The organism is Streptomyces solincola, assembly GCF_002982015.1.
Lineage (GTDB): Bacteria > Actinomycetota > Actinomycetes > Streptomycetales > Streptomycetaceae > Streptomyces > Streptomyces solincola.
Window position 1 is genome coordinate 1 of sequence record NZ_PVLV01000137.1, and the last position, 9,308, is coordinate 9,308.

At 71.9% G+C, this 9,308-nt stretch carries 11 protein-coding genes; 5 read left to right on the forward strand and 6 right to left on the reverse strand.

The window, feature by feature from the left end:
• Positions 1–110 precede the first annotated feature (110 nt).
• Genes pstC through pstB form a run of 3 tightly spaced genes read left to right on the forward strand, consistent with a single transcriptional unit; the run spans position 111 to position 2,967 of the window.
• Complete coding sequence (gene pstC / locus C6N75_RS10985) at positions 111–1,097, forward strand: phosphate ABC transporter permease subunit PstC (protein WP_105868684.1); 987 nt, start codon at positions 111–113, stop codon at positions 1,095–1,097.
• The gene (gene pstA, locus C6N75_RS10990; RefSeq protein ID WP_105868685.1) at positions 1,097–2,164 is read left to right on the forward strand and encodes a phosphate ABC transporter permease PstA; all 1,068 of its coding nucleotides are present in this window, start codon (positions 1,097–1,099) and stop codon (positions 2,162–2,164) included. The genes pstC and pstA overlap by 1 nt, the downstream gene beginning before the upstream one ends.
• A gap of 26 nt (positions 2,165–2,190) precedes the next feature.
• A complete protein-coding gene (gene pstB / locus C6N75_RS10995; protein WP_105868686.1) occupies positions 2,191–2,967 on the forward strand; it encodes a phosphate ABC transporter ATP-binding protein PstB in 777 nt (258 codons plus the stop codon).
• Between the two features lie 165 nt (positions 2,968–3,132).
• On the opposite strand, the gene C6N75_RS11000 is transcribed toward pstB, so the two are convergent.
• On the reverse strand, positions 3,133–4,131 hold the full coding sequence (locus tag C6N75_RS11000) for an inorganic phosphate transporter (RefSeq protein ID WP_105868687.1): 999 nt from the start codon (positions 4,129–4,131) through the stop codon (positions 3,133–3,135).
• Between the two features lie 5 nt (positions 4,132–4,136).
• Positions 4,137–4,757: a DUF47 domain-containing protein gene (locus C6N75_RS11005; RefSeq protein ID WP_105868688.1), complete on the reverse strand. Its 621-nt coding sequence runs from the start codon at positions 4,755–4,757 to the stop codon at positions 4,137–4,139.
• 195 nt (positions 4,758–4,952) lie between these two features.
• Between C6N75_RS11005 and C6N75_RS11010 the strand changes: the two genes are divergently transcribed.
• Complete coding sequence (locus C6N75_RS11010; protein ID WP_105868689.1) at positions 4,953–5,345, forward strand: metal-sensitive transcriptional regulator; 393 nt, start codon at positions 4,953–4,955, stop codon at positions 5,343–5,345.
• Positions 5,346–5,593: 248 nt separating this feature from the next.
• Here the strand turns inward: C6N75_RS11010 and C6N75_RS11015 are convergent, their stop codons facing one another.
• Both C6N75_RS11015 and C6N75_RS11020 read right to left on the reverse strand, forming a co-directional pair.
• Positions 5,594–5,773, reverse strand: coding sequence for a hypothetical protein (locus tag C6N75_RS11015; RefSeq protein WP_105868690.1), 180 nt, complete (start codon positions 5,771–5,773; stop codon positions 5,594–5,596).
• A gap of 198 nt (positions 5,774–5,971) precedes the next feature.
• The gene (locus C6N75_RS11020; protein WP_105868691.1) at positions 5,972–6,787 is read right to left on the reverse strand and encodes a hypothetical protein; all 816 of its coding nucleotides are present in this window, start codon (positions 6,785–6,787) and stop codon (positions 5,972–5,974) included.
• Positions 6,788–6,971: 184 nt separating this feature from the next.
• On the opposite strand from C6N75_RS11020, the gene C6N75_RS11025 reads away from it, so the two are divergent.
• Positions 6,972–7,193, forward strand: a complete 222-nt coding sequence (locus tag C6N75_RS11025) for a hypothetical protein (RefSeq protein ID WP_105868692.1) — start codon at positions 6,972–6,974, stop codon at positions 7,191–7,193.
• A gap of 28 nt (positions 7,194–7,221) precedes the next feature.
• Here the strand turns inward: C6N75_RS11025 and C6N75_RS11030 are convergent, their stop codons facing one another.
• Together C6N75_RS11030 and C6N75_RS11035 are read right to left on the reverse strand one after the other, a co-directional pair.
• Positions 7,222–7,962 carry a phosphatase PAP2 family protein gene (locus tag C6N75_RS11030; protein WP_105868693.1) on the reverse strand — a complete coding sequence of 247 codons (741 nt, stop codon included), beginning with the start codon at positions 7,960–7,962 and terminating at the stop codon, positions 7,222–7,224.
• Positions 7,963–8,165: 203 nt separating this feature from the next.
• Positions 8,166–9,173, reverse strand: coding sequence for a C40 family peptidase (locus tag C6N75_RS11035; RefSeq protein WP_105868694.1), 1,008 nt, complete (start codon positions 9,171–9,173; stop codon positions 8,166–8,168).
• Positions 9,174–9,308 lie beyond the last annotated feature (135 nt).

A 9,308-nucleotide genomic window follows, 5' to 3' on the forward strand; every position in this document is an offset into this window, starting at 1 on the left:
GTTCCGCGGGGCCTGCGGCGCCGTGACCGGCCGCCCCCGCCCACCCCATCCGGTGCACCGCCGCCAGCGGAGCCGCGCGAGCGGCCCCGCCCCACAGACCGGAAACGAGCATGACTCTCACCACTGACAAGCCACCGGCCGCCCCGGCCGCCGGGAAACCGGGCGCCTCCACCGGGAGGGCCGGGGACAGGATCTTCCTCGGCCTGTCCCGCGGCTCCGGCATCCTGGTGCTGGTGATCATGGCGTCCATCGCCGTGTTCCTCACCTACCGCGCCTCCCTCGCCCTCGCCGAGAACGAGGGCAACTTCCTCACCACCTTCGGCTGGAACCCCACCGGCAACCCGCCCGAGTTCGGCATCGCCGTGCTGCTCTTCGGCACCGTCGTCAGCTCGGTCGTCGCCATGGTGATCGCCGTTCCGATCGCCGTCGGCATCGCGCTGTTCATCTCGCACTACGCCCCGCGCCGACTGGCCGCGCCGCTGGCGTACGTGGTGGACCTGCTGGCCGCCGTGCCGTCGATCATCTACGGCATCTGGGGCGCCCTCTTCCTCGTCCCGTACCTGGAGGGGCTCAACCTCTGGCTGGACCAGTTCCTCGGCTGGACCTACGTCTTCGAGAAGACCCAGGTCGGCATCGCCCGCTCGCTGTTCACCGTGGGCATCCTGCTGGCGATCATGATCCTGCCCATCGTGACCAGCGTCTCCCGCGAGGTCTTCCTCCAGGTGCCGCGGATGAACGAGGAGGCCGCCCTGGCCCTGGGCGCCACCCGCTGGGAGGTGATCCGGATGGCGGTGCTGCCCTTCGGCCGCTCCGGCGTGATCTCCGCCTCGATGCTGGGCCTGGGCCGCGCGCTCGGCGAGACCATGGCCGTGGCCACGGTCCTCTCCCCCAACTTCCTCATCTCGCTGCACCTGCTCGACCCGGGCGGCGGCACCTTCGCGCAGAACATCGCCGCGAAGTTCGACGAGGCCAACCAGCTCGGACGGGACGCGCTGATCGCCTCCGGCCTGGTGCTCTTCGTCCTCACCCTGCTGGTCAACGGCGCGGCCCGCCTGATCATCGCGCGCCGCAAGGAGTACTCGGGGGCGAACGCCTGATGAGCCACGCTGTCCAGGACGCACCCGTCCGCACCTCCCCCCGCGGCAGCCTCAGCCGCCGCGGCCTGCCGCGCTGGGCTCCGGCCGGCTTCGCCGCCGCCGCGATCGTCCTCGGCGTCGGCACCGGCCTGGCCGCCGGGCTGCACAGCCGGGTCCAGTGGGGCCTGATATCCGCCCTCCTGTTCGTCGTCATCTCCTACGTGGTGACCTCCGCCGTGGAGAACCGGCGCCAGGCCCGCGACCGCCTGGCCACCAGCGCCGTGTGGGTCTGCTTCCTCCTCGCCGTGGTGCCGCTGCTCTCGCTGATCTGGACCACGGTCAGCCGCGGCGCCAAGGTCGTCGACGGCTACTTCCTGACCCACTCCATGGCGGGGGTCGTCGGCTTCGAACCGGGCGGCGGCGTCTACCACGCGCTGCTCGGCACCCTGGAGCAGGTGGGCCTGGCGACCGCGATCGCCGCCCCGATCGGCCTGCTGACCGCCGTCTACCTGGTCGAGTACGGCCGGGGCGCGCTGGCCCGCGCCGTCACCTTCTTCGTCGACGTGATGACCGGCATCCCCTCGATCGTGGCCGGCCTGTTCATCCTCTCCATCATGCTGATCGCGGGCATCGGCCCGTCCGGCCTGATGGGCGCGCTGGCGCTGACGATCCTGATGGTCCCGGTGGTCGTCCGCTCCACCGAGGAGATGCTCAAGCTCGTGCCCAACGAGCTGCGCGAGGCCGCCCTCGCCCTGGGCGTGCCCAAGTGGCGGGTGATCCTGAAGGTGGTGCTGCCCACCGCGATCGGCGGCATCACCACCGGTGTGATGCTCGCCATCGCGCGCGTCGCCGGCGAGACCGCCCCGATCCTGCTGCTGGTCTTCGGCAGCCAGATGATCAACGCCAACCCCTTCGACGGACCGCAGTCGTCGCTGCCCTTCTACATCTGGGACCAGTACAAGGTCGGCAGCGACGCCTCCTACGACCGGGCCTGGGGCGCCGCCCTGGTGCTGATCGCGTTCGTCATGATCCTCAATCTGGTGGCCCGCGGCATCGCCCGCTGGAAGGCCCCGAAGACCAGCCGCTGACCCGGCACCCGGAAGTAGTGATTGATATGGCCAAGCGCATCGACGTCAGCGGACTGTCCGCTTACTACGGCTCCCACAAGGCGATCGACGACATCTCGATGACCGTCGAGCCCCGCTCCGTGACGGCCTTCATCGGCCCCTCCGGCTGCGGCAAGTCCACCTTCCTGCGCACCCTGAACCGCATGCACGAGGTCACCCCCGGCGGCCGCGTCGAGGGCAAGGTGATGCTGGACGACGAGAACCTCTACGGCTCCGGGGTCGACCCGGTCGCCGTGCGCCGCACGGTCGGCATGGTGTTCCAGCGGCCGAACCCGTTCCCCACCATGTCGATCTTCGACAACGTGGCGGCCGGGCTGCGGCTGAACGGCTCGTACAAGAAGAACGAGCTGACCGCCGTGGTGGAGCGCTCGCTGCGCGGCGCGAACCTGTGGGACGAGGTCAAGGACCGGCTGAACAAGCCCGGCTCGGGCCTGTCCGGCGGCCAGCAGCAGCGGCTGTGCATCGCCCGCGCCATCGCGGTCGAGCCGGACGTGCTGCTGATGGACGAGCCCTGCTCGGCGCTGGACCCGATCTCCACGCTCGCCATCGAGGACCTGATCAGCGAGCTGAAGGAGCGGTTCACGATCGTCATCGTGACCCACAACATGCAGCAGGCGGCCCGCGTGTCGGACCGGACCGCCTTCTTCAACCTGGCGGCCGTGGGGCAGCCGGGCAAGCTGGTGGAGATCGACGAGACCGACCGGATCTTCTCCAACCCCTCGGTGCAGGCGACCGAGGACTACATCTCGGGCCGCTTCGGCTGACCGGCCCCGCCCCGCTCCCGGGCCCGCGGTACGCCGCCGGGACCGGGACCAGGCGCCCTGCGGTGCTGCATGGCGGTGCCACCGCACGGCCGAGGGCCCGCCGCCCCGGGTGTTCACCCGGGGCGGCGGGCCCCCTTTCCTGCTTCCGGGCTCGGCGCTCAGCGCTCAGCCGAAGAGCAGCTTCACCCCGTAGAAGCTCAGCGCGGCCACCAGGGCGGCGGCCGGCATGGTGATGAACCAGCCGAGGATGATGTTCTTGGCGACGCCCCAGCGGACCGCGTTGACCCGCTTGGTCGCGCCGACGCCCATGATCGCCGAGGTGATGACGTGGGTGGTGGAGATCGGCGCGTGGAAGATGAACGCCGAGCCGAACATGATCGAGGCGCCGGTGGTCTCCGCGGCGAACCCCTGCGGCGGGTCCAGCTCGATGATCTTGCGGCCGAGGGTCCGCATGATGCGCCACCCGCCGGCGTAGGTGCCCAGCGACAGCATCACCGCACAGGCGATCTTGACCCAGATCGGGATGGCGTCGCCCGCGTCCTGGACGTCGGCGATGACCAGCGCCATCACCACGATGCCCATGGTCTTCTGGGCGTCCTGGAGGCCGTGGCCCAGCGCCATGCCGGCCGCCGAGACGGTCTGCGCTATCCGGAAGCCGCGCTTGGCCTTGTGCGGGTTGGCCTTGCGGAACATCCACAGGATCGCGCACATCACCAGGTAGCCGACCAGCAGGCCGATCACCGGCGAGACGAACATCGGGATGACGATCTTGTCCAGCACGCCGGTCCAGATGACCTCCGTGCCGCCGGCGAGCGCCGCGCCGACCATGCCGCCGAACAGCGCGTGCGAGGACGACGAGGGCAGCCCGAAGTACCAGGTGATCAGGTTCCAGACGATCGCGCCCACCAGCGCGGCGAACAGGATCCCCATCCCGTTGCGCCCGTGCGGCGTCTCGATCAGGCCCTCGCTGACGGTCTTGGCGACCCCGCTGCCGAGGAAGGCGCCGGCGAGGTTCATCACCGCGGCCATGGCCAGCGCGGCCCGCGGGGTCAGCGCCCGGGTGGAGACGGAGGTGGCGATGGCGTTCGCCGAGTCGTGGAAGCCGTTGGTGTAGGTGAAGCCGAGCGCGACGCCGATGGTCACGACCAGCGCGAAGGTGTCCACGAAGCTCAGGACTCCTTGACCGCGATGGTCTCCACCGTGTTCGCGACGTGCTCGAAGGCGTCGGCGGCCTCTTCCAGCACGTCCACGATCTGCTTGAGCTTCAGCACCTCCATGGCGTCGTACTTGCCGTTGAAGAGGTGGGCCAGCAGCTTGCGGTGGATCTGGTCGGCCTGGTTCTCCAGCCGGTTGACCTCGATCCAGTACTCGGTGAGGTTGTCCATGGTCCGCAGGTGCGGCATGGCCTCGGCGGTCAGCTCGGCCGCCCGCGAGAGCACCTCGATCTGCTGCTCGACGCCCTTGGGGAGTTCCTTGACGTTGTAGAGGACGACCAGGTCGACCGCCTCCTCCATGAAGTCCATGATGTCGTCGAGCGACGAGGCGAGGGCGTAGATGTCCTCGCGGTCGAACGGCGTGATGAAGGAGGAGTTCAACTGGTGGAAGATCGCGTGGGTCGCGTCGTCCCCCGCGTGCTCCGCCGCCCGCATCCGCTCCGCGATCTCGGCCCGTGCGGAGGAGTCCGCTCCGAGCAGTTCCATCAGGAGCTTGGAGCCCGTGACGATGTTGTCCGCGGACGCGGAGAACATGTCGTAGAAGCTCGTCTCCCTGGGGGTCAGACGAAAGCGCACAGAGGGTCCTCGGGGTGCATGGGTTTCGGTCAGGCTGATGCTAGGCGCATCATCCGGCCACGGCTAACCGGCGTTCTTCAGTGTCGCCCATCGGGCACAGTGAACAGAACCGCCCCCCGGCCACCTTTTGCGACCGGCCGGTACCATATACCCACGAGGGGTATCAGAACCCTTATCCGACAACGGGAGGACGCCATGACGAGCACCGAGGCCGCCGGCCTTCCGGCCGACTCCGGCGCCGGCGCCGTGACGGGCGGTGCGGACCCGGTGACCGACCAGGCGCCCGTCACCGACCACGACCGCGGGGTGCACGGCTACCACAAGCAGAAGGACGAGCACCTGAAGCGGCTGCGCCGCATCGAGGGCCAGATCCGGGGCCTCCAGCGGATGGTCGACGAGGACGTCTACTGCATCGACATACTCACCCAGGTCTCCGCGTCCACGAAGGCGCTCCAGTCCTTCGCGCTGCGGTTGCTGGAGGAGCACCTGCGGCACTGCGTCGCCGACGCGGCGGTCAAGGGCGGCGACGAGATCGACGCCAAGGTCGAGGAGGCCACCAAGGCCATCGCCCGCATGCTCCGCACCTGAGCCGCCACCGCGCTGCCGTCCGGCGCGGCCGTCACGGCCGTCACGGCCGTAGGCGCCGCTCGCCACCGGGTATGGCCGAAAAACGCCCGTCGTGACGCCCGTCGTGACGCCCGTCGTGACGCCCGTCGTGACGCCCGCCGTGACGCCCGCCGTGACGCCCGCCGTGACGCCCGCCGTGACGCCCGCCGAGCCGGCCCCGTCCGGGACCGCCCGACGGGCGTCGCCGTGTCCGGCCCGCGCCCAGGTCTTCAGGGCGTCGCGGGGCCGCGTCCCGCCGGCACGACGTTCAGCACCTCGTCGATGAGCGCGGCGCTCAGCTTGTCGCCGTCCGATCCGGACGCGGCGATCATCAGCTCGCCGCACAGCTCGATCTCGGCGAGGGCGACGCAGTCCTGGACGGTCATCGGGCTGGGCGGTGCCACGCACATCACCTCTTCCTGGAGAAGCGTTCCCGGTCGCGGTCACGGTCGGGTAGCGGACGCGGTCGCAGTCGCGGTCCGCGCCCCCGTCGCCGCCGTCTCGCTGCCCTTCCGGCTCTCCAGCGTAGGGAGCCCGGCACGCGCCGCGCATGACACGTCCGGACCATTCTTCCGACCACCCGACCCCGCCCGGACGGGGTCGTGAAGCTACATCCCGACCTTCCCCGTGTAGATGTCCCGGGCCGGCGGCAGCACCACGGTGACCGGCGCGCCGAACTCGTACAGCAGCGTGGTGGAGGCGACCGCCACCGTGCGCCCCTCGTTGACGAAGCTGAACTGGTGGCGCACCTTGCGCAGCCGCCCCTCCCGGTCGAGGTAGACGTCGAACGGCACGCTGTCCTCGGTGAACCCTTTCGCCGCCGCCGCGAGCACCGCGCGCAGCCCCGGGGAGGCGGCCCGGGCGGCGTGCCCGAGGTCGGCGACGCCCTGGTAGTGGGTGACCGGCACCCCGGCCAGCTCCTCCTCGCCGACGTGGCGGACGCTCCGCGCGCCGCGCAGCAGTTCGGCGGCGGCCCCCGGGTCGGTGGCCCCGCCGGTGACGAGGTTGCCGTCGGACAGCCCGGCGGTGTCCACCCGCACCCACTTGTCGGCTGGCACCCCCGCGCCCCGGTTCTTCATGTACAGCGCGCCGGGGGCGAGCAGTTCGGTGATGGGGCGGTGCCCCTCCGCGCCGGACGGGTCGCGCGGCAGCACCACCTTCAGCCGCCCGCGGCCCCGTACGAAGTCGTAGGCGCCCTCGCCCCGGATGGTGACCCGGGTCCCGCCGGTCGCCATCTCCATCGACGTACGCGCCTTGGAGGTGACCGAGCGGGCCAGCACGTCGGGGGCGGTGCGCACGGCCCGGGCCGGGTCCGGGGCGGGCGAGGCGTCCGCCGCCGCGGAGCATCCGGTCGCCGTCATCGCCCCCATCACGGCGGCGGTGACGGCGGCCGCGCCGCCTCCGCGCCTGCGCTGCTGCACCATCGCCTGCCGACCCCCAACGCTGTGCCGCTGCCGAAGCCTGACGCCGTACCCGCGAGCGGGGGTCTGCCGTGTCCGCGCCGCGCCCGGGTGTCCCGGAGCCGGTGGCGCCGACCTCCGCTCCCCTCGTTCAACGACCGCCCCGGCGGCCCGTCACGCGCCCTCGCCTCCCCGGTACGGTGGAGCCGTGCCCGCGCATGAACCGCCCGCCGCCCCTGACGTCCCGTCCGCCACCGGCCACACCGCCACCGCGGTCGAGCACGGGGCGTTCTCCGTCGCCCGGTGCGGCTGCGGCTGGCAGGGTCCGGCCCGCCGCTCACGCGACCGCGCCCGCGCCGACGCCGCCGCGCACTCGGCGCGGGCCGAGGCGGAGGCGGGCGTACCCCCGCAGCGCCCGCCCGCGCACTGAGGCCGGGCGGGGCGCCACCGGTCCGGGGTCAGGCCGCGAGCCCGTTCTCGTCCGGGTCGGCGCCGGCTCCCGTGCCCGGCGCGGGCAGCGGCGCCTGCTCGGGCACGGCCGCCGGGGCCTGCGCGCGCCGGCCGTCGTCGGCGCGGCGGGAGCGCACCAGCCCGCCGAGCCGCCCGGACCGGGCGACCGCCGCGACCAGCGGGGTGAGCAGGGCGAGGGCGACCGGGGCGAGCAGCAGCGCCACCGCCGTACCGAGCGCGAGGCCGCCGATCACGTCGGTGGGGTAGTGCACGCCGAGGTAGACCCGGCAGAAGCCCTCGGCCAGCGCCAGGCCGATGGCGGCCAGCCCGTAGCGGCGGTGGGCGACGAACAGCGCGGCGGCCACGGCCATGGCGAGCGTGGCGTGGTCGCTGACGAAGGAGTAGTCGCTCTTGCCCGGGACCAGGACGTCCAGGCCCTGGTGGTCCAGGAAGGGCCGGGGGCGCTCGACGAAGCCCCGGATGGGGATGTTGACCAGCAGGGCGACGCCGGCCGCGAGCGGGGCCCAGACGATCCCGGCGACGGCGGCGACGGAGTCCTCGGCGGCGCCGCGCCGGCGCACGCTCCACCAGCAGCCCAGCACCAGCAGCACCAGGGCGATGAGGATGCCGTACTCGCCGGTGAACGCCATGGCATGGTCGAACCAGGAAGGGGTGGAGCCGGCCAGGCCGTTGATGTCGTAGAGCAGGCCGACATCGGGGTTCGACCCGTCCGACGCGAGTCCAGCCATCTGCCGCGGCCCCTTGCTCTCGTGTCCCGTGACGCCCTCGCGGCCCGTGACGCACTGTCTGCCGGTGGCGGCCAAGCCACCTGTGTGCGGCGGCCGTGAGCCGCCGCACCCGTGGACAAGAGAACGACCTCCGCGGGGGAGAGGTTCCACTCTCCACGGAACGATCACCATGACGTTATCGAAGAGTGATGCGTCTTCGCAGCTCAGGCGCTCCCCGGCAGGTCCCTGGGCAACGCTTTCGCGCCATCTTCGGTCACCCGGGTGGCCCCGAAGTAGTCCGGTGTGTCGATCTTGTCGAAGCGGATCACGGCCCCGGTGAAGGGTGCGTTGATCATGTATCCGCCGCCCACGTAGATGCCGACGTGCCGGATCGCCCGGCTGTTCGTCAGGTCGTCGGAGAAGAAGACCAGATCGCCCGGCAGCAGCTCCTCGCGCGAGGGGTGCGGTCCGGCGTTGTACTGGTCGTTCGCCACCCGCGGCAGCTCGATCCCGACGGTCCGGTACGCGGCCTGGGTGAGCCCGGAGCAGTCGAACCGGCCCTGCTGCTCGGGGGTGCCGTTGCCGCCCCACAGATAGGGGGTGCCGAGCTTGGACTGGGCGAAGGAGATGGCCGCGGCCGCCTGCCGGGAGGGCTCGATCCGGCCGACCGGGCGGGCGAAGCTCTTCTCCAGGCTGCGGATGATCCGGACGTAGTTGCGGGTCTCGCTGATGGCCGGGACGCCGCCGGCCCTTATCACCCGGTACGCGCCGGCGTTGTAGGCGGCGAGCATGTTGCTGGTGGCGTCGCCGGGAACGTCCTTGACGTACTTCGCCAGTTCGCAGTCGTACGAGGCCGCCGACGGGATCGCGTCGGCCGGGTCCCAGATGTCCCGGTCGCCGTCGCTGTCGCCGTCCACCCCGTGCGCCGCCCAGGTGCCGGGGATGAACTGGGCGATGCCGCGGGCGTCGGCCGGGCTGACCGCCCGCGGGTTCCAGCCGCTCTCCTGGTAGAGCTGGGCGGCCAGCAGCGCCGGGTTGATCGCCGGGCAGAGGTTGCCCCACTTCTGCACCAGTGGCTGGTACGCGGCCGGGACCGCGCCCTTGGCCAGGCCCACCGCTCCGGCGACGCCCGCCCCCGCCCCGCCGAGCAGCCCGGCGGCGGCGGTGTAGGTGCCGACCACGAGCAGCGCGACGAAGCTCAGGCAGACGCCGACCGACACCCCGGTCACCATCAACGCCTTACGCACCGTCAACCACCCCTATACGGCGGGGCCGTGCGCCCCGGCGCCAGTGTAGGTTCCACCGGCCCGCCCGAGGAGGCGCACGGCGAGGCACGGCGCGAAGTGTCCGCCACTCCCCCTTACGGC